At 45.6% G+C, this 17,888-nt stretch carries 21 protein-coding genes and 1 pseudogene; 11 read left to right on the top strand and 11 right to left on the bottom strand.

Annotated elements, in window-relative coordinates; genetic code table 11:
* Positions 1-48: 48 nt before the first annotated feature.
* Positions 49-1,158, top strand: coding sequence for a Holliday junction branch migration DNA helicase RuvB (gene ruvB / locus H6G17_RS01145; protein WP_192153529.1), 1,110 nt, complete (start codon positions 49-51; stop codon positions 1,156-1,158).
* A complete protein-coding gene (locus H6G17_RS01140; RefSeq protein WP_199316292.1) occupies positions 1,155-2,030 on the top strand; it encodes a tetratricopeptide repeat protein in 876 nt (291 codons plus the stop codon). Before ruvB ends, H6G17_RS01140 begins: the two co-directional genes overlap by 4 nt.
* A gap of 72 nt (positions 2,031-2,102) precedes the next feature.
* Here H6G17_RS01140 and H6G17_RS01135 read toward each other — a convergent pair whose 3' ends face one another.
* The 4 genes and pseudogenes from H6G17_RS01135 to H6G17_RS01120 all read right to left on the bottom strand — a co-directional run bounded on the left by H6G17_RS01135 (position 2,103) and on the right by H6G17_RS01120 (position 6,151).
* Entirely contained in the window at positions 2,103-3,803 is a 1,701-nt protein-coding gene (locus H6G17_RS01135) for an ABC transporter permease (RefSeq protein WP_192153528.1), read from the bottom strand.
* Between the two features lie 134 nt (positions 3,804-3,937).
* On the bottom strand, positions 3,938-4,885 hold the full coding sequence (locus H6G17_RS01130; RefSeq protein ID WP_192153589.1) for an ABC transporter ATP-binding protein: 948 nt from the start codon (positions 4,883-4,885) through the stop codon (positions 3,938-3,940).
* 649 nt (positions 4,886-5,534) lie between these two features.
* Positions 5,535-5,942: pseudogene (locus H6G17_RS01125) on the bottom strand (PIN domain-containing protein).
* Positions 5,930-6,151, bottom strand: coding sequence for a hypothetical protein (locus tag H6G17_RS01120; RefSeq protein WP_192153527.1), 222 nt, complete (start codon positions 6,149-6,151; stop codon positions 5,930-5,932). Before H6G17_RS01120 ends, H6G17_RS01125 begins: the two are co-directional and overlap by 13 nt.
* Positions 6,152-6,182: 31 nt before the next feature.
* Between H6G17_RS01120 and H6G17_RS01115 the strand changes: the two genes are divergently transcribed.
* A complete protein-coding gene (locus tag H6G17_RS01115; RefSeq protein WP_192153526.1) occupies positions 6,183-6,398 on the top strand; it encodes a hypothetical protein in 216 nt (71 codons plus the stop codon).
* Positions 6,399-6,433: 35 nt separating this feature from the next.
* Here H6G17_RS01115 and H6G17_RS01110 read toward each other — a convergent pair whose 3' ends face one another.
* Both H6G17_RS01110 and H6G17_RS01105 read right to left on the bottom strand, forming a co-directional pair.
* Entirely contained in the window at positions 6,434-7,243 is an 810-nt protein-coding gene (locus H6G17_RS01110) for a hypothetical protein (RefSeq protein ID WP_192153596.1), read from the bottom strand.
* 67 nt (positions 7,244-7,310) lie between these two features.
* Positions 7,311-7,739, bottom strand: coding sequence for a hypothetical protein (locus H6G17_RS01105; protein ID WP_192153525.1), 429 nt, complete (start codon positions 7,737-7,739; stop codon positions 7,311-7,313).
* A 172-nt stretch (positions 7,740-7,911) separates the two neighbouring features.
* Here H6G17_RS01105 and leuB point away from each other — a divergent pair, with 172 nt between their 5' ends.
* From leuB to H6G17_RS01090, 3 genes are all read left to right on the top strand, one after another.
* Positions 7,912-9,003, top strand: a complete 1,092-nt coding sequence (gene leuB, locus H6G17_RS01100) for a 3-isopropylmalate dehydrogenase (RefSeq protein ID WP_192153524.1) — start codon at positions 7,912-7,914, stop codon at positions 9,001-9,003.
* A gap of 153 nt (positions 9,004-9,156) precedes the next feature.
* On the top strand, positions 9,157-9,420 hold the full coding sequence (locus H6G17_RS01095) for a hypothetical protein (protein ID WP_192153523.1): 264 nt from the start codon (positions 9,157-9,159) through the stop codon (positions 9,418-9,420).
* Positions 9,421-9,499: 79 nt separating this feature from the next.
* Positions 9,500-10,318: an A24 family peptidase gene (locus tag H6G17_RS01090; RefSeq protein ID WP_192153522.1), complete on the top strand. Its 819-nt coding sequence runs from the start codon at positions 9,500-9,502 to the stop codon at positions 10,316-10,318.
* Here the strand turns inward: H6G17_RS01090 and H6G17_RS01085 are convergent.
* Entirely contained in the window at positions 10,288-10,449 is a 162-nt protein-coding gene (locus tag H6G17_RS01085; RefSeq protein ID WP_192153521.1) for a hypothetical protein, read from the bottom strand. The genes H6G17_RS01090 and H6G17_RS01085 overlap by 31 nt on opposite strands.
* Before the next feature lie 6 nt (positions 10,450-10,455).
* On the opposite strand from H6G17_RS01085, the gene H6G17_RS01080 reads away from it, so the two are divergent.
* From H6G17_RS01080 to psbV2, 5 genes are all read left to right on the top strand, one after another.
* A complete protein-coding gene (locus H6G17_RS01080) occupies positions 10,456-10,662 on the top strand; it encodes a DUF2007 domain-containing protein (protein ID WP_192153520.1) in 207 nt (68 codons plus the stop codon).
* 156 nt (positions 10,663-10,818) lie between these two features.
* A complete protein-coding gene (gene accD / locus H6G17_RS01075; protein WP_192153519.1) occupies positions 10,819-11,769 on the top strand; it encodes an acetyl-CoA carboxylase, carboxyltransferase subunit beta in 951 nt (316 codons plus the stop codon).
* Positions 11,770-12,237: 468 nt separating this feature from the next.
* Positions 12,238-12,435, top strand: coding sequence for a translation initiation factor IF-2 (locus tag H6G17_RS01070; protein WP_192153518.1), 198 nt, complete (start codon positions 12,238-12,240; stop codon positions 12,433-12,435).
* 66 nt (positions 12,436-12,501) lie between these two features.
* A complete protein-coding gene (gene psbV / locus H6G17_RS01065; protein WP_015152540.1) occupies positions 12,502-12,993 on the top strand; it encodes a photosystem II cytochrome c-550 in 492 nt (163 codons plus the stop codon).
* A gap of 74 nt (positions 12,994-13,067) precedes the next feature.
* Positions 13,068-13,556 (top strand): photosystem II cytochrome PsbV2, encoded by a 489-nt coding sequence (gene psbV2 / locus H6G17_RS01060; protein ID WP_192153517.1) that lies wholly within the window; start codon positions 13,068-13,070, stop codon positions 13,554-13,556.
* Positions 13,557-13,703: 147 nt separating this feature from the next.
* Here psbV2 and H6G17_RS01055 read toward each other — a convergent pair whose 3' ends face one another.
* The 4 genes from H6G17_RS01055 to hisD form a co-directional block, all read right to left on the bottom strand.
* The gene (locus H6G17_RS01055) at positions 13,704-14,744 is read right to left on the bottom strand and encodes a cyclase family protein (protein ID WP_192153516.1); all 1,041 of its coding nucleotides are present in this window, start codon (positions 14,742-14,744) and stop codon (positions 13,704-13,706) included.
* A 191-nt stretch (positions 14,745-14,935) separates the two neighbouring features.
* The gene (truB, locus tag H6G17_RS33835; RefSeq protein ID WP_192153515.1) at positions 14,936-15,838 is read right to left on the bottom strand and encodes a tRNA pseudouridine(55) synthase TruB; all 903 of its coding nucleotides are present in this window, start codon (positions 15,836-15,838) and stop codon (positions 14,936-14,938) included.
* Positions 15,839-15,888: 50 nt separating this feature from the next.
* A complete protein-coding gene (locus H6G17_RS01045; protein WP_192153514.1) occupies positions 15,889-16,326 on the bottom strand; it encodes a universal stress protein in 438 nt (145 codons plus the stop codon).
* A 116-nt stretch (positions 16,327-16,442) separates the two neighbouring features.
* Positions 16,443-17,786 (bottom strand): histidinol dehydrogenase, encoded by a 1,344-nt coding sequence (gene hisD / locus H6G17_RS01040; RefSeq protein WP_192153513.1) that lies wholly within the window; start codon positions 17,784-17,786, stop codon positions 16,443-16,445.
* Positions 17,787-17,888 lie beyond the last annotated feature (102 nt).

Here is a 17,888-nt window from a genome sequence, read left to right as displayed (position 1 = left end):
CCTTGTCCCCCTTGTCCCCTCACTCCCCACTTCTCCACTCCCTAGATCATGGCAATTATTTCTTCTAAACAACCGTCAGAACCCTCTAAGCCTGCAAAACAGCGTCAGAGTAAGTCTCAACCTGTAGCAGAGGATTTGTTGCAACCGCAGGCAACTGTGGAGGAACAAGGCAAACAAGAACAAAGCTTGCGCCCCCATACCTTTGCCGATTACATCGGGCAAAAAGACTTGAAGGAGGTGCTAACAATTTCGATTCAAGCTGCTAAAGCAAGAGGAGAAACTTTAGATCATTTATTGTTATATGGTCCGCCTGGATTGGGTAAAACTACGATGGCGCTAATTTTGGCGGGAGAAATGGGAGTAGACTGCAAGATTACCAGCGCCCCAGCTTTAGAAAGACCTAGAGATATTATGGGTCTGCTGGTGAGTCTCAAACCAGGAGATATTCTATTTATTGATGAGATTCATCGCCTGTCGCGGATGGCAGAGGAAATTTTGTATCCAGCGATGGAAGATTATCGTCTGGATATTACGATCGGTAAAGGAGCAAGTGCCAAAACTCGCAGTATTACGCTACCTAAATATACTTTGGTAGGAGCGACAACCCGCGCCGGGGCGCTATCTTCGCCATTACGCGATCGCTTTGGTTCGGTGCAGCGGTTGCGGTTCTACGAACCAGAAGAGTTGCGTAAAATTGTGTTGCGGACGGCTGAGTTATTGCAAACACCAATTAGCGATGACGGGGCGTTGGAACTTGCCAAGCGATCGCGAGGTACGCCACGTATTGCCAACCGCCTGCTGAAACGAGTGCGAGACTATGCCGAAGTCAAGGCAGCAGGTACAATTACGCAAAATGTAGCCGCAACAGCTCTAGAATTATATCAGGTAGACCCTTGCGGTCTAGATTGGACAGACCGAAAAATGCTGAGCGTGACGATCGAACAATTTAATGGTGGACCCGTGGGGATTGAAACCCTAGCAGCGGCGACGGGTGAAGATATCCAAACAATTGAGGAAGTCTACGAACCTTATCTGATGCAAATCGGTTACTTACAACGGACTCCTAGAGGTCGCGTCGCCACTCCTGCGGCATACAAGCATTTAGGTTTGAAACCACCCAACGAACAACTATCGTTACTGTCGCGGTCAGATTTATGATTTACAACCCCAGTTGGACGCGCTTCAATACGGACAAGATTGAATTTGTCAGTGCCAATCTGCGCGTCTGCGTGCTGACACTTTTACTCAGTGCGCTATTTATAGTAGGGTGGGTAGAACCAGCTGTTGCCCAGCAATCACCGCCGCCAAATCTGAGTGCAGAACAGTTACAAAATCTAGAGAAATTGGCGAACGAAGCTTTCGTGCTAACGGAAAAAGGTGACTTTCCCAAAGCTGAATCTTATTGGACGCAAATTATCGAAGAATTTCCCACCAATGCGGCAGCTTGGAGTAACCGAGGCAATTCTAGAGTTAGTCAAAACAAATTAAATGAAGCGATCGTTGATTATAACAAAGCGATCGAACTTGCCCCAGGCGTGACCGATCCTTTCTTAAATCGCGGTGCGGCTTTAGAGGGATTGGGAAAATGGGAAGAAGCGATCGCTGACTATAATCATATTTTAGAAATCGATCCTAACGATGCGATGGCATACAACAATCGCGGTAATGCCGAAGCAGGTTTGGGACAATGGGAAAAGGCGATCGCCGATTACAAAAAATCTGCTGATACAGCCCCTAATTTTGCTTTTGCCCGTGCCAATTATGCCTTAGCTTTATATCAAGATGGTCAAAAAGATAAAGCCTTGCGCGAACTGCGAAATATTATTCGCAAATACCCTCAATTTGCCGATGTTCGCGCTGCTTTGACTGCTACGCTTTGGGAACAGGGAAACAGAGGAGAAGCAGAAAGTAACTGGGTTGCTGCTGTAGGCTTAGATCCGCGTTATAAAGACATGAACTGGGTCACAAAGATTCGCCGTTGGCCCCCCACTATGGTTGCAGCTTTAGAAAAGTTTCAACAGCTTAAATGATATACAAACTAAATAGAAATCCCACCCTAATTGCTCGAACTAGGATGGGATTTATTCTAGCTAAAATCTTACTTATGCTATAGGTAAAGAAGGGCGATCGCTCATTAAAGCTTTAGTACTCGATTCACCCGCACGTTGGATCTGGCGCGTCATGCGAATCGTACAGAGAGTGACTGCACTCCACTGTCCTAATAGTGCCAAAAAGATGGTTGTATTGCTGGCTTTTTCTAACGCAAACCAAGCAAAAGGAGTAAACAACCATAACCCAGGAATTTGTTGTGGTGCGATTGATAGCACGGTGAGAATGGCTGTGGGTAATAAAATGACTGCACCCAAAGCCCCAGCAATCCACAAACCTTGCTTTTGCGCCCGCATAAATGTTAAAAGTTGGGCGATCGCAGCACAGATCAGTAATAAATTACCACCAATAACCATACTCAAGAAAGCAGGCTGTTTGTCAATCGGTTGTAAGATAAAGACAATCCAGAGAGTTAGAGTTGTAGCAGCAATAGCTAAGTTCAATGCGATCGCCAGTATAGCTGGGCTTTTTTCTCCCCAGGTCAAATCTTTTACTAGCGAAGAACTCAAGAACTTTTGACGATTGCTAACTCTTTCCCGTCGATATCTTGCCCAATCTTGTAAGGTTTGACGCTGTGGTGTAAGAGTTACAATCAAACAGATAAACAATACCAAGTTGTAGACAAGCAATTCTTGAAAGTTATGCCCGAGATTGGTTGAATATCGATATTTAGGTGTTGTAGCAGCAAATGCAACTAAGATCGCCTCCAAACTTGCCACCATCAAATAACTTTGGCTCTTGCTAAAAATGGTTTTGCTAGGATTATGAAAACGACGCTGCAAAGCTTGCCAAATCCAATACGTTCCTACGCCAAAGTTGAGAACTGCCAAACCCAACGTTGCCCACAATGCATCGCCTATAGGCAGATAGAATAATTCTAAATCTGCCGTGCTAAGCAGCGACAAGCTATAGTTTTCTAATTCAGTTGCCTTAGCGATTTGCTCAAAAATCAGAAATGGTGAAAACAAATTTAGCCAGTCTGACGGTGTATGAAGTACAGGTTTAGCAGTGGCAATAAATAGACACACAAATGCTGCACCGCTACCTAACCATGCTTGAAATCCACCTAGCCAAGCACTCCCTAAACCAAATAGTAAAGCCGCACTAAAAAAGAAAATACAGCTAGCAATTACTAGTCCGTAAAAGCTGAAAATTAAACTTAGAGGAACGTGCGCCCCAATCCCGGCGATTAAATGCAGTGGTACAGCTAAAGCTACTACAATGTACAGTAAGCTTGGTACACCCAATAGTTTGCCAATTAAAATACTTTTAGCTGATTGAGGGCTGAGGCGAATAAAATTGAGTGTGTCTCGACGTTCTTCATTAGCTAAGTCACTAATCAGCGTGTAAGTCCCTGCTAAAATGAGGGCAAAAACACCAAACTTACTGACAGTGTAAAATACATCCCACCACCACATCTGCCAATTAATCAAAAGATTTCCCGCAGCATCTGTGAGACATTCAGGTATAGAATATTCCCACTGTTCGCCAGTACATAAAGGATGACGAGTTGGGATTGACCAACCTTGACTAGCCGATGGTAATTTTGCTTGAAATATGCGAAATAAGAAAAATTGTCCCAGTAAAGAAATAACTGTCGAAATAACTAAATTGCGCGGTTTAAATCTCCCTTTAATCTCCCGCAACAACTGAGGGTTTTTATCCCCCAATTTGTCTATCCAACTTAATCTCATAAGAATAAATCTCCCATTCTGGTAATTGGTAATTGGTAATTGGTAGTTGGTAGTTGGTCATGTATTAGCTGTTACTTCTGAGTTTTAGCTTTTGACTTACCCCTAACCCCTAACTCCTAACTCCTAACCCCTAGTTAAGACGCTTGCTGGTGTCCTAGTTTGAGGAAAATTGTTTCTAAGTCTTCCTGACTACAATGAAATTCAGATAAAGGAACGCCAGCTGCAATTAGCGATCGCAACAAATCCGCACAGTCTTCTTGATTTCCGGTAAAATCTATCTGCACCCGTCCGCCTGCTAACACCTCCCATCCCGCTACGAGGGCGTGATTCTTCAATTCTGCTGTTAATCTGTCGATTTCTCCCAAGGTTGTTAAGAAAATTTGCTGGCGGGCAAGCCGTTGGTATAACTGGCTTAAAGTTGTACTCTCCACCAGAAAGCCTAACTCCATAATTCCCACAGAAGTACATAACTCTGCCAAGTCGCTTAAAACGTGGGATGAAATCAAAATCGTCATTCCCGCTTCTTGCAATACCTTTATAATTTCCCGAAACTGCATTCGAGCGATCGGGTCGAGTCCCGAAACGGGTTCGTCTAATAGTAATACAATTGGTTCGTGGATGATTGTTCTTGCCAAACTGAGGCGCTGTTTCATCCCTCGCGACAGGGTAGCAATTAAACTGCGGCGCTTTTGACTCAGTTGGACGAGTTCTAAAACTTCTCGCAGGCGTTGACTGCGGCGCGGTTCTTTCAACTTGTACAGCCGCGCAAAATAATCTAGATAGTCCCAAACGGTGAGATCGTCGTAGAGAGGAAAGTCGTCGGGCAAATAACCTAGGCGTTGTTTGAGAGTAGAATTGTCGCGATCGCCCACTAAGCGATCGCCATTGATGTATATTTCTCCCTTAGTTGGTTCCTCGGCTGCTGCTAGCATTCGTATTAGCGTTGTTTTACCTGCACCGTTCGGTCCAATTAAGCCGTAGACTTCCCCAGCTTGAACTTGTAAATCGACATCGTTCACCGCAATGTGGCGGTCAAATTGTTTCGTCAGCCCACAAGTGCGAATTGCCAGTTCGTTGAGCATGGGTGCTAAGTTTGGGAGACAAGGGTGAGTCAGCGTCATGAACGCTACTTCATTATCGGATAGCTTAGCTTGCTTGGATCTATTTTGTCAGTAGGGTTAAATGCCGATTGTTACAAAAAAAGTCGGAAGTCGTAGGGGCGGTTTTTTTTGAAGAACTCTGCGAAACAACAAATAATTATTCTGTTAAACCCGCCCGTATAGAAGTCAAAAGTCGGAGGGTGCTGGAATTTTACATATCTAGTACAACTGCTGTATCGCATTTATCGCAGATTGCAATAAATAGATTAACTCAGAATTTTTCATGCGGCGAGATCCAATATTCTACAAACTTTTTCAACAATCTCCTACTTTGCTATGGCATTTTACTACGACCATTGAGAAGAAATCGATCTGCGGATCGCTGAAGCAGAAGCTATAGCAGAAGCAGAACGAAGTAAAAATCCTTCGCTGTTGCAAGCAAAGCTTGATGCGGCGAGAAATTATGTCTGAGTGCATTTGGTTCCATCTGGATGAAAATGTCGCTTGATTTACTGCCAACCGATCGAGCCAATAATTGTAAAAGGTTCATCCCTTTGAAGTCTTAATCTTCCATCGTCGTATCAACTTCATGCTATTGAGATCGGGATACTATTTGCGCTCAGGTCAATCTTTAAGTCGATCTCATCAATTGTGTATTGAGTTCTGAATACTGAGAAAACAAGCCGTCAATACTGGCTAGCTTCGCTTTATAAACTAGTGCTGTAGCAATAATTAAACGATCGAAGGGGTCTTTGTGAACAGGTGATAAGCTAACAGCTTGGTAAGCGATTTCGGCAGTCAGTGGAAACAAGGTAATACCTGTTGGTTCCAAAGCATCCTCAAGCCAGCGATCGACGCTACAAGGCAATTCTAGTCGTCTCCTTTGCTGTGCTAAAGCGACCTCATAGCAGGATACAAGTGAAACACCTACTTGGTCAGCAGTTTCGATCGCCTCTCGCTAGTGAGATGGAAATAGCTCAAATTCCTGGGTGACAAACCAAATCCAAATATGAGTATCTAGAACAATTACTTGAGACATTCCCAGTCTTGTTCTTCAATCACAGGACTAATCAAATCACCCAAGGTTTTACCTTTACCTGCGATTGAAGCAGGAGGAGTTCGACGCTTTACTGATGGCGTGGTATCTTCTAAAATCGTCACAATTACACGGGCAGATGATGGTTTCGGCTCGTCTGTTAACCATTTTAGTTGACCGCTTTCAATCGTCGCCATGTAACTTTTAAGCATTGTTATGTCAATATCTTACAAAAATTATTTTATGACTTTACGATTGCGTCTACTGATTTATGAACTATCCTTAAGATGCAAACTATCTGGTAGTTTTTCTGGTAGCGATCGCCAACGAAAGTCAAAACGTCTTCGATTGCAAAGGCGATCGCTGTTTGAGCAAAGCAGAAGCGGAACGGCAACGGGCAGAACAGCTAGCCCAACGCCTGCGGCAGCTGGAGGAGGAGTTGTAGGGGCGATCGGCTAGTTCGAGCTAGTTGAATTTTTTGTTTAGGCGTGGATTTAGGGTGTGTTGACTAGGTACTTCTCGATATCATCCAGTACGCCATGAGGAGCAAGATACAGTCCATTGCTAACATACACAAATGATGCATGAAATGACTGACTTTCATGTTTTTTTGGCTCGTCGTGCAAAGTCCCTAATGCCTGTTTTAGTTTTTCAACTCTTTGGTAGTACCCATTTAAGAGTTGCTTGGCTACTTCTGTTTTTCCAAAAACCTTTGCAGTTTCTTTAAAGTGTTGTTTCCATCTCGTGAAATTTCGAGGAGCGATTTCTCTACTTTGACCGCTAAACTCGCCACTTATTCTACCCAAATCCACGCCAAACAACAGCTGATGTTTAATTGAACCCGTGGTAAATTTACCAACAACATCGGTTGAAAGCCTATAGTCACTCTGCTTGGAACGTTCGTAGAAATATTCTCTCTCTAATGTCTGATTATCAGGTAAAAGCGCAGTTTGGATAGTTCCTGCATCATCACCGAAGTAACCAGAAAAGTATCTAGTATATTGAATGCGCTCTAACGTTCCCGCATTCGGCGGCTTAACTGCCCGTTCTACCTGCTGAATTTCGCTTTCTTGCCCCAAAAACAGACTGACTAACTCTAGTGCTTTGCTCTCCAGATACATTCGCTTCATAATTCCCTGAAACAGACACTGCAAGATTTGCCACATTACGCTTTCCATTAGGGGTGTAATCTTAGCAACGCGGGTGTAGCGTTCGCACTCATTAGGTCTAATGAGTTGCTGAAGTTCTACAGGTAGTTGCCCGTTTGAATTACCGATGAACGATCGCAGCGTTTCGGGCTGCATATAAACCCAGGAGTTACGCAGTCGATCCCCCAACCCCCGATGAATTGGGGGCTTTATTCCTCCCTTTTTAAGGGAGGTTAGGAGGGATCTTCGAGGTCTGAAACTTCAAGTGCGTAACTCCTAAAACCGTTACCTCCAAAGCTTTGTGCTTTGAACCATTGAGCAATTCTTTAGGTGCAAGTCCGCTACCATAAAGTGCAAATTCTCTGTCACCAACGATTGTCTGTTTATCCTCATGCTGTCCAGACAGATGACAATGAAATTTTAATTGGCTTGGGAGTTCGGGGCAATCGAGAATCAGGCGATCGCACAGGCGAAAATTTGTAATTTCTAACACTAACCCTTGACGCAGCTCGATCCATCTTATACATCCATGCCCAACTACTTTGGGAATTTGCCAGATTACATCCAACGGGTCGAGCGGATCGTGTTGAGTAGTCTCGTTTACTTCCCGTTGCAGATCTTTCCATGCTTGCAGCGAGATGGTGATGGTCATTATATTGCTTGAGCAAGTGATATTTGCAAATCAATAACGGATCTTTCTTAATAAGAAGCTTTATTATTTAGCAAGCTGGGATAGCAACTAGAGCGGGAAATAATCTCGAATTCGCGCTCCGTTTCCCTGCTACTATAGTTAACCCTATAAGTCTTTATCCAAATCATCCAATATGTCACAGCAGCAATACCGAATCGCGCTTTTACCTGGAGATGGCATTGGTCCTGAAATTATCCAAGTAGCGGTAGAGGTGCTGAAACTGGTAGGAGAACAACTTAATATTGGATTTGCGTTTCAAGAAGCCTTAATTGGTGGTGCAGCCATTGATGCTACAGGCGAACCCCTACCAGAGAAAACATTGGAGATTTGTCGTAACAGCGATGCGGTATTATTAGCCGCGATCGGCGGTTACAAATGGGATAACTTACCGCGCCACCAGCGCCCTGAAACGGGGTTATTAGGACTGCGGGCGGGTTTAGGTCTATTTGCCAATTTACGCCCTGCCAAGATTCTGCCACAGCTAATTGCTGCCTCTTCCCTGAAACGAGAAGTCGTGGAAGGAGTAGATATTATGGTGGTGCGAGAACTGACAGGGGGGATATACTTCGGACAACCCAAGGGCATTTTTTCCAGCGAAACCGGAGAAAAGCGGGGAGTCAATACGATGGCTTACGCCGAGTCAGAAATCGATCGCATTGGACGAGTTGCATTTGAAACAGCTCAAAAACGTAGGAACAAACTCTGTTCTGTCGATAAGGCGAACGTGTTGGAGGTATCTCAACTGTGGCGCGATCGCATCACTGCCCTTGCCTCAGAATATCCCGATGTCGAACTCACCCACATGTATGTCGATAACGCTGCCATGCAGCTAGTTCGCAACCCGAAACAATTCGACACAATAGTTACAGGCAACCTTTTCGGTGATATTCTCTCAGACGAAGCAGCTATGCTGACAGGTAGTATCGGGATGTTACCCTCCGCTAGTCTAGGTGCTAATGGTGCAGGAGTTTACGAACCCGTCCACGGTTCCGCCCCCGACATTGCCGGACAAGACAAAGCAAATCCTCTAGCACAAGTTCTCAGTGCTGCTATGATGTTACGCTACGGCTTAAACCAACCAGAGGCAGCCGATCGCCTCGAGCAAGCAGTATTAAGAGTTTTAGACAGAGGCGATCGCACGGGCGATATCATGTCCCCTGATATGAATTTACTAGGCTGTCGGGCAATGGGTAAAGCACTGATTGAGGAATTAACCAAAGGATGACAGGTAGTTGGTTATTTGTCATTGGTCATTAGTCATTAGTCATTGGTAGTGATTCTTCATTAATAACTGACAACTGACAACTAAAAAGGGTGACAAACCTGGATGCACCAGCTATAACTTAAGAATAATTTTAGATAGAGATGGAGCAATTTTGTGGTATATGCTGGATCGCGGAGAACTGAAGACCCCTCTCATCCCCTAAATTACCCTGTGTTGATCGACCCTACAATCTTGAAAGTAGCTCGTCAAATTTACCGCGACTACTGCGAAACCCACACCTCAAATGCCAAGCGCCCATCAGGAGTTGTTGTCAATCAATTAACTTATCAGGGTAAGGTTCTCTTTTCCACTCAACCGATCCTGTTACCCCAAGAACGCTTCATCCCCATCACCCAAATCGAAGCAGAAAACCCATAAGTTAAGTCGTAAGTCGTAAGTCGTAAGTCAGAACTTACTGCACTCTTACCCCTTACCCCCGATTCCTTACCCCTCATAAATGGACACTCTCCTTGCCCTACCAGTTGCAGTTATAGTTTTTGCTCTTGGAGCGTCTATTGGTAGCTTCATCAATGTTGTAGTTTATCGCGTACCAGCAGGGTTATCCGTTCTCTATCCGCCTTCTCGCTGCCCTCATTGCTTGCATCGGCTAGGAAAAGAAAATTTACCAGTGCTAGGGTGGTTGTTACTGCAAGGGCGCTGTAAGTACTGTAGAAATCCAATTTCCATTCGCTATCCAATTATTGAAGCAGTCACGGGACTGCTATTTCTATCAATTTTTTGGACGTTTGATATTTCAGCTCAAACCCTCGGTTATTGGGCTTTTGCCAGTTGGTTGCTGGCACTATCGCTGATCGATCTAGATACGATGACATTGCCCAACCCCCTAACACAATCGGGATTAGTTCTGGGTTTGATATTTCAACTAGCTATGGGTTATTTAGTTCAAGGCACTTGGGCAGGAGCAATTCATCAACTCATGGCTGGTGCGATTGGAGCTGTATTGGGAATTTGGTTATTTGATGCCATTATCATCGTGAGTTCCATCTGTCTCGGACAAACCGCAATGGGTGGAGGAGATGCGAAATTAGCTGCCATGATGGGTGCTTGGTTGGGCTGGAAATATTTACTCTTATCGGGTTTTCTGGCTTGTGCTTTGGGTGCATTTGTCGGCGGAGGTGCGATCGCCCTTGGGATACTCCATCGCCGCCAACCAATGCCTTTCGGTCCCTTTCTCGCCCTCGGCGCAGTCATCACCGTGTTTGCTGGTGAAGCCATTCTTTCGACTTACTTCCGGTTGATGTTTCCCAATATGTAGGGAGTTGGTAATGGGTAATGGGTAATGGGTAATTGGTAATCGCTCACCTGCACGCAAAGCTCACTTGCCCCTAGCCTCCTCAGCTGCCGATCGCTCTCACGATCGCTCCTAGCCCCTGATTCTGGTAACATGATCTTGTGAACTGGATGACGCTAAGGACGACGAGCTGGCGTTGGGAAGCGGAGCTAATGCAACAAATCTTAGAGGCGCATGGCATCCCGACGCGGATATTAGATTTGGGTAGTACAAGCTATTTTGGTGCAGGCAGTCCTGCCGCTTTGCAAGTCTATGCAAAGGATCGGTGGACTGCCTTACTGTTATTGAGTCCAATTGAAGAGGAGTAAATTAGCACTAAAAAATGTCAGAATATCTAAGTTTAAGTTTAATAACACGAGAGTAACTAAAGTAACCAAAATAAGGTAGCGAAGTTACAGAAACTAGAAGTGTAGGGCATAAACGCTGTTTACAAATTTCATAACTGGTAAAAGATCGAGATAAACATGGCTACTAACGACGAATCTCGCGGTTTAATGTCTTTACTTGACTGGTTTGCCAATCGCCGCAAATCTGGTTCTATTAGTCAAGAACGGCACGAGCGTGACATTGCTGATGGATTGTGGAATAAATGCCCTGAATGCGGGGTTCTGGCTTACAACAAGGATTTGATGGCAAATCAAATGGTTTGTTTGGAATGCGGGCATCATATGCGGGTAGATAGCAACGAACGTATCCGCCAGTTGATCGATGCCAATACCTGGAAGCCAATTGATGAGAATTTGCGTCCCGCCGATCCACTACAATTTCGCGATCGCAAAGCCTATAGCGATCGCTTGCGGGAATATCAAGAAAAAACTGGTTTAAATGATGCCGTGCAAACAGGTTTCGGTAAAATTGACGGTTTGCCAGCAGCCCTTGGCGTGATGGATTTTCGCTTTCTCGGCGGTAGTATGGGTTCGGTGGTAGGTGAAAAGCTCACCCGTTTAATTGAACAAGCAACCCAGAAGCGATATCCTGTAGTAATTGTCTGTGCCTCTGGTGGTGCGAGAATGCAAGAGGCAATGCTCAGCTTGATGCAGATGGCAAAAATTTCCGCTGCCTTAGAACGCCATCGCGCTGACCAATTGCTATATATTCCAGTGTTAACCAATCCAACGACTGGTGGTGTCACAGCGAGTTTTGCCATGTTAGGCGACATCATCTTGGCAGAACCAAAAGCAACAATCGGTTTTGCCGGACGACGGGTGATCGAGCAAACCCTGCGTCAAAAACTCCCAGATAATTTCCAAACGGCTGAAGACGTACTAGAACACGGTTTCGTCGATGCGATCGTTCCTCGTACCCAACTTAAGAAAACTTTGGCTCAGTCGATCGCCCTACATCAACCACTTACTACTGCTCCAAATCTGGTACATCTAGAAGGCATAGCTCTTAGTTCGAGTATTTCTAGCTAAATTAGCGTCTGGAAGTTAAGAACTAGCACGCGAAGTCAGAAGTCGTAGGGGCGGGTTTTTTAAAGATATCTACGAAAAAACAAATAATTCTATGGCTAAATCCGCCCGTACAGAAGTCAAAAACCTTGACAAGCGGTTGCGAAGGGTTTTCTGTGCATTAAAGCTGCGCAATTCTACTAACATTAGATGCTGTGACTCAGGGGCTATTTGTTTTTGCTGTTCTGCATAACGGCAGAAGCAAAGTTTTCTGTCTCGTCTAGCCACAGAGTTTGCTAGTGGAAACTTTTAACAGTAAATTTACAATTTTTCATATAAAATTCATAAATCAGTCTTTCCCTAGCCCCTAGCCTCTAGTTCTCAGTCCCTTCTTCTTCCAGGTTTAGGAAACAAATTGTGCAGTGACATGGTATTCATACATAATTAGAGCGTCTGTCTCAATCTCTAATTGTTTCTAAACAATCGTTCATTATGGGTTTTGCCGATTTGTCCATTGCAGAAATCGCAGCGGACTATAACCTTCCCACAGTGGAGGTCATGGTTTTGTGCGATCGCTTGGGAATAGCTTATAAAAATCCTCAGACCCGTCTAGCTTTGGAAGATGCTAAGGCAGTTATCAGTCAAATTTTGTCTCAAAGGCAAAGCTCTGAGGCTAGCGATCGTCAGTGAAATCGAACTAGAGATTGAGCAAACCGTAACAAGTGCTGTGTTGAGCGTCCAAATTTTAGGAGAACCATGTTCAAAAGATTAATCGGGCTAGTAATGGCGACTGTGATGTTAGCATTTGGGCTAGTTGTTGGCAGCGCCGCCGCAGTTGAGATGAGCGAAGCTATCCGTACAGTGCCACTGAATGACAGTGGTGACACTACGGTACTGAGCCTCAAACAGGTGCAGGAAGGCAAACGCCTATTTAACTACGCCTGCGCTCAGTGTCACGTTGGTGGTGTAACCAAGACTAACCAAAACGTCGGGCTAGACCCGGAAAGTCTAGCCGGAGCTTCTCCATCCCGCAACAACATTGAAGGGTTGGTGGATTATATGAAAAATCCTACTACCTATGACGGAGAGGAGGAAATCGCCGAAATCCATCCCAGTATCAAGAGTGCGGATATTTACCCAGCGATGAGAAATTTACGGGATGAGGACTTAACAGCGATCGCCGGACATGTTCTGCTGCAACCAAAGATTTTGGGTGACAAGTGGGGAGGCGGCAAAATCTATTATTAAGTTGTTTGTCATTTGTCGCGTGTTGTTTGCCATAAACTGATGACTCATGACTGTTAACCATTGACCATGAACCAATGATCTATCGTTTGTTTGGCTGTCTGTTTTTTTCTCTCATAGTTTGCCTGGGAGTGCTACTGCTGCCAAGTACTCCTGCTCAAGCTGCGATCGATGCCTACGTGGCTCGGTATTTACATGTCACTGAGCCAATCGAACTGGAAGTGAGCGATCGCGAGACTCGTTCGTTTTCACCAGAAGAAATATCCCAAGGGAAGCAGTCTTTTTCACAAAGCTGCCAGACTTGTCACGTCGGTGGTAGCACCATATCTTTTCCAGAAGTTTCACTCTCTTTGGAAAAGCTGAAAGGAGCTATGCCATCGCGGGACAATATTAACGGTTTAGTTGCTTATATGCGTAAACCAATGACTTACGACGGCAGCGAGGAAACTTACTGGTGTCGCGAAGTCCCTGAAAGCTGGTTGACACAAGCACAAGTGGAAAATCTAGCAGCTTTTATTTTGACAGCAGCCAAAAAAGCTCCTGGCTGGGGTACAGAAACCTTCTAATTTTGTAGAAGCCAGGAGACAGAAGACAAAAAAACAGAAGACAGGAAAAATCTCAACATAGGCAGTATAAGGGGTGTTGTGTCCGCTTTACAGTAGCGGTGCAATGCCCCTTATTGTTGGAATCAGCAGATTGTCAATATGAACTGCTTAACGCGGCAGTATGGCAAACGAATTAACCGCAGCTCCTGTCGCACCTCTGATTCTAGGTGGATTCAGTACTAAAGGAAACTCGTAAACGCCCTCTTGAGCCAATGCTTGTGATAACTCTTCTAGATTTAAATTTTCTACAATGTAGATTCCGTTATCTGCAATTAGCGTGCGATGCACTGGAAAGACCGTTCCTGTGGCGGGAAGCACCTCAAAGACTAACTGATCGTCCCCTACCAGAAAAACTTTCTTCTTCGCCAGCCAACGAGCCGCTGCTTCGCCTGGACCTGGAAGAGGTTCTGAAAACTTTGTCGGTTCGGTGTTGAAAAACTTCCCATAGCCAGTCCTAATTAATACTGAGTCACCCGATTGAATTTCAACTCCTTCCGCTCGCGCCGTTGCTTCTAGGTCTGCGACAGTAATCTCCTGTCCCGCTGCAAGTGTCTCCACTCCTTTGAAACGGGCAACATCCAGTAAAACTGCTCGGTTGACAAACTGCTCTTTCGGGTAGGCTTCGACTCCTAGCTTTGTCAGTCCCAGATCGCTTTCGCTAGTTGCAGCATCTATGTCCCCAAATAGCTTGAGATTATTTGAAATATGACCGATCGCATCGATAGTGGGTGCGCCATGTTGTCCGCTAAAATCCATCTTATCTGTGGCAAAGCCAATCCCACCCGAAACCGTACCAAAAGTCTGAGTGTGTCTCGCTAATAGACTAATTGAGTAAGGGGTATTTGTCGGAAACAACGGCGAATTAGTATCCCAAGTGAAATTCAGTTCAATTATTCTAGCTGCACTCACCGATTCAATCAGTCTATCGAAAGCTTTTCGACGATTTTTCGCTCGACTCTCTTGTTTTGTCAAAACAGGCAGAGAGGCAAAAAAGTTGTTTTCATTTCCCCTCTCATCAAGGGCAATGCGATCGCTTGTCACAGAACTGACTCGTTGTGGCTGAGTTGTAGCGGCTACCACGAACGAGTGAGTCAGAATTACGCCAGCAGAAAGAATCAATATCCCAATCAAAAACAGATATCGCTTCATAAAAATTAGCTGATTTAGATAACGCAGTAACTCTGTATTAGAGTAGCTAGATTATTCCATATATCTTGAAAAAATACTGTGTTTCTAAACAATATTGTGAAATCTCATAATAGAGATATCTAAAATTTAAGCTCGGGGTAGCCGATCGCTGACAACTTTGTAGAGACGTTACATGTCACGTCTCTACACAATTACGATTGAACAAAAACTATTTGGGGAGCTAATAAACATACATCATCCATTTGAACTAAACGCCCGATCCCCAAAAAGCGATCGCCCTCCTCTTCAACTCGTAAACAAGTATCGTTTGTCATGGTAACGGGAACTTCTGGGCAGGGAATTTTTTGACCCAAGCACCACTTACGCGCCACTGGCTCAGATAAATTAACGCTAGGAAGATGCTGTAAAGCTTTAGCAGGAGGAATAGGCTCGAATGTGCCTCGCTCTATCTGTGTGGCTAATTCATCTAAACTGAGACTTGCAGCAATTTCAAAACCGCTACTACGAGTACGAGTTAATGCTGCTAGCGTTCCACCAGTACCTAACGCCGCACCCACGTCCCGCGCGATCGCCCGAATATACGTTCCCGCACCACAAGCGATCGCCACTTCCAATTTCGGAAAATCTCCCGCTTGCCAGTTTAAAATTTCAATCTTATATACCTCTACCGTGCGCTCTGGCACGTCTATTTCCTCTCCTGCTCGTGCTAGGTCATACAACCGCTTCCCCTGTACCTGGATGGCGCTGTATTTGGGTGGTATTTGGACGATCTTGCCTTGAAATTGTTTTAATCTTGGAACGATCTGCTCTAGGCTTAGATCTGTTGCTGGCTGGGAAGTCAGGATCTCTCCTTCTAAGTCATCCGTCGTCGTCGTAATCCCAAATTGAATTGTAGCTCGATAAGCTTTATCTTGAGGCAAAAACTGTAATAACCGCGTAGCTTTGCCAACTGCGATCGGCAAAACGCCACTAGCCGCAGGATCTAGCGTACCTCCATGCCCTACCCGCGACGTATGCAGCAATCGCCTGACCCGCGCCACGCAATCATGAGAAGTCCATCCTAGCGGTTTGTTTAAATTAATAAATCCTTGCACGAATTAGTTGTCGGTTATTTTAGTGACTTATGACTTACGACTGCTCTTACCTAGCAGGTTTGACTACTAATTTTGACTACTAATACAGAACAAGGAGCATTTTCAACAACTTGACTGCTGACAGAACCTTGAATGATTCGTTTTACACCAGTCAAGCCACGACTGCCGATCGCAATTAGATCGGCTTGATAAATATTTGCTAACCGAATAATTTCTTCAGCCGGATCGCCCGTAACGATTTCGATGATGCTTTCTCCAGATAATTTGGCTTGGTAAGATTGCAGTTGCTTTTCTACTTGTAAATAGGGCAGTCCTTCCGCTATGACTTGGGGGCGATCGCTGACAACTTCTTGACTTAACTCGACCGCAGGGACGACATGCGCGAGAACCACCTTTGTCGTCTGCTGGAGTTGCAGTTCTTCCAAACTCTGAATCACTCGTTCCTGAATTTCCGAACCGTCAAGAGCCACTAAAATCGTCTTTAGCACCGCCAAACCTCCCATACTACAGTTACCAGTTATCAGGTATCAATTCTCAGTTCGCAGTTCTCAGTAAATCGTGGCGCGCGGTCACTGGTGACTGCTTACTGGTCACTGTTCGCTGGTCACTGTCCATCCTTTTCACCAGTTCCGATTTGCCAATCTCCCGCCTGCAAATCTTGCATTCGCAACCGCACAGAATCAGCGTGAGAAGGCAGTCCTTCGGTTGTTGCGAGGGTATCAATTGCCCCTGCAACTTTCTGGAGTGCTTCCGGCGTGTACTGAATCACACTAGAGTGTTTGAGGAAAGTTTCTACCCCCAAAGCGGAAGCATAACGAGCAGCACCAGAAGTAGGTAACGTGTGGTTGGGACCAGCTAAGTAGTCTCCTACAGCTTCAGGGGTAGAATTACCCAAGAAAATCGCGCCGGCATGGCGGATCTGCTCTAACAGCGCCCAAGGATCGGCTACTTCTAATTCTAAGTGTTCGGGGGCAAACTCGTTCGATAGTTGAGCCGCAGTATTGAGCGAGTCCACAACTGCGATCGAACCGTAGTGGGCGATCGCTTTTTCCGTCAGCGTCCGGCGCGGGTGATTGACTAACTGGCGCTCGACTTCTGTTTGAACTTGCTTAGCCAAACTCGCATCTGTCGTTAACAATATTGCCGCTGCCATTGGGTCGTGTTCTGCCTGGGCTAACAAGTCGGCAGCAATGTGGATGGGGTTAGCCTGTTCGTCGGCAATAATTAGGACTTCTGAAGGTCCGGCTAAAGAGTCGATTCCCACCGTACCGTAGACGAGTTTTTTCGCTAGCGTCACGTAAATATTACCAGGTCCCGTAATCACATCGACTTTCGGCAGTGTTTCCGTACCGTATGCCAAAGCCGCGATCGCCTGCGCTCCCCCGACGCGATAAATTTCTTCAATTCCTGCTTCCTGAGCCGCCACTAGCACCGCCGGATTCATTGTTTTTCCCATCCCTGGCGGGGTGACGATGACACAGCGCTTCACCCCAGCCACTTTTGCTGGAATTGCGTTCATCAACACCGTACTGGGGTAGGCAGCTCGCCCTCCAGGGACATACAGCCCCGCGCTATCCACTGGGGTGTATCGTTTACCCAATACCACGCCGTCCTCGTCAAAATGTACCCAAGATTTAGGGACGCGCTGGCGGTGAAATGCCTCGATACGCCGACAGGCGAGCTGGATGGCGCTGAGTAATTCTTGAGACACCTGTTGGTAAGCCGCATCCAGTTCCGAGCCGCTCACGCGCAGGTCTTCTGGTTTCAGCGTTTGTTGGTCAAATTCTTCAGTGTAGTGAATTAAGGCGCGGTCTCCTTGGCGCTTCACGGTCTGAAGCACCTCCCGAACCGTCGCTTCCTTATGAGCCACTTGTTCGTCGTGGGTGCGATCGCAGATCCGCTGGAGTTCGGCTCTTACCTCAGCCTGCTGAGTGATGATTCGCAGCATGGAGTTCGGGATGCTAATCTAGGAATTGCCTGCTGGGGAACAAAACTATACTATATCCGCCTGACGGCGATTATGGTTTATTTGTTCTTGCTTCTCTAGCTT

Origin of the sequence: Chroococcidiopsis sp. [FACHB-1243] (genome assembly GCF_014696895.1) — a bacterium.
In the GTDB taxonomy this organism is placed as follows: Bacteria; Cyanobacteriota; Cyanobacteriia; order Cyanobacteriales; family Chroococcidiopsidaceae; genus Chroococcidiopsis.
The sequence above is the reverse complement of the archived record's forward strand: the minus strand, read 5'-3'. Positions and strand labels throughout refer to the sequence as shown.

What these genes read in the sequence shown, in the direction of transcription:
- ruvB (WP_192153529.1), top strand. Translation starts at nt 49, where the DNA reads ATGGCAATTATTTCTTCTAAACAACCGTCAGAACCCTCTAAGCCTGCA.
- H6G17_RS01140 (WP_199316292.1), top strand. Translation starts at nt 1,155, where the DNA reads ATGATTTACAACCCCAGTTGGACGCGCTTCAATACGGACAAGATTGAA.
- H6G17_RS01135 (WP_192153528.1), bottom strand. Translation starts at nt 3,803, where the DNA reads ATGAGATTAAGTTGGATAGACAAATTGGGGGATAAAAACCCTCAGTTG.
- H6G17_RS01130 (WP_192153589.1), bottom strand. Translation starts at nt 4,885, where the DNA reads ATGCTCAACGAACTGGCAATTCGCACTTGTGGGCTGACGAAACAATTT.
- H6G17_RS01120 (WP_192153527.1), bottom strand. Translation starts at nt 6,151, where the DNA reads ATGCTTAAAAGTTACATGGCGACGATTGAAAGCGGTCAACTAAAATGG.
- H6G17_RS01115 (WP_192153526.1), top strand. Translation starts at nt 6,183, where the DNA reads ATGACTTTACGATTGCGTCTACTGATTTATGAACTATCCTTAAGATGC.
- H6G17_RS01110 (WP_192153596.1), bottom strand. Translation starts at nt 7,243, where the DNA reads ATGCAGCCCGAAACGCTGCGATCGTTCATCGGTAATTCAAACGGGCAA.
- H6G17_RS01105 (WP_192153525.1), bottom strand. Translation starts at nt 7,739, where the DNA reads ATGACCATCACCATCTCGCTGCAAGCATGGAAAGATCTGCAACGGGAA.
- leuB (WP_192153524.1), top strand. Translation starts at nt 7,912, where the DNA reads ATGTCACAGCAGCAATACCGAATCGCGCTTTTACCTGGAGATGGCATT.
- H6G17_RS01090 (WP_192153522.1), top strand. Translation starts at nt 9,500, where the DNA reads ATGGACACTCTCCTTGCCCTACCAGTTGCAGTTATAGTTTTTGCTCTT.
- H6G17_RS01085 (WP_192153521.1), bottom strand. Translation starts at nt 10,449, where the DNA reads ATGTTACCAGAATCAGGGGCTAGGAGCGATCGTGAGAGCGATCGGCAG.
- accD (WP_192153519.1), top strand. Translation starts at nt 10,819, where the DNA reads ATGGCTACTAACGACGAATCTCGCGGTTTAATGTCTTTACTTGACTGG.
- H6G17_RS01070 (WP_192153518.1), top strand. Translation starts at nt 12,238, where the DNA reads ATGGGTTTTGCCGATTTGTCCATTGCAGAAATCGCAGCGGACTATAAC.
- psbV (WP_015152540.1), top strand. Translation starts at nt 12,502, where the DNA reads ATGTTCAAAAGATTAATCGGGCTAGTAATGGCGACTGTGATGTTAGCA.
- psbV2 (WP_192153517.1), top strand. Translation starts at nt 13,068, where the DNA reads ATGATCTATCGTTTGTTTGGCTGTCTGTTTTTTTCTCTCATAGTTTGC.
- H6G17_RS01055 (WP_192153516.1), bottom strand. Translation starts at nt 14,744, where the DNA reads ATGAAGCGATATCTGTTTTTGATTGGGATATTGATTCTTTCTGCTGGC.
- hisD (WP_192153513.1), bottom strand. Translation starts at nt 17,786, where the DNA reads ATGCTGCGAATCATCACTCAGCAGGCTGAGGTAAGAGCCGAACTCCAG.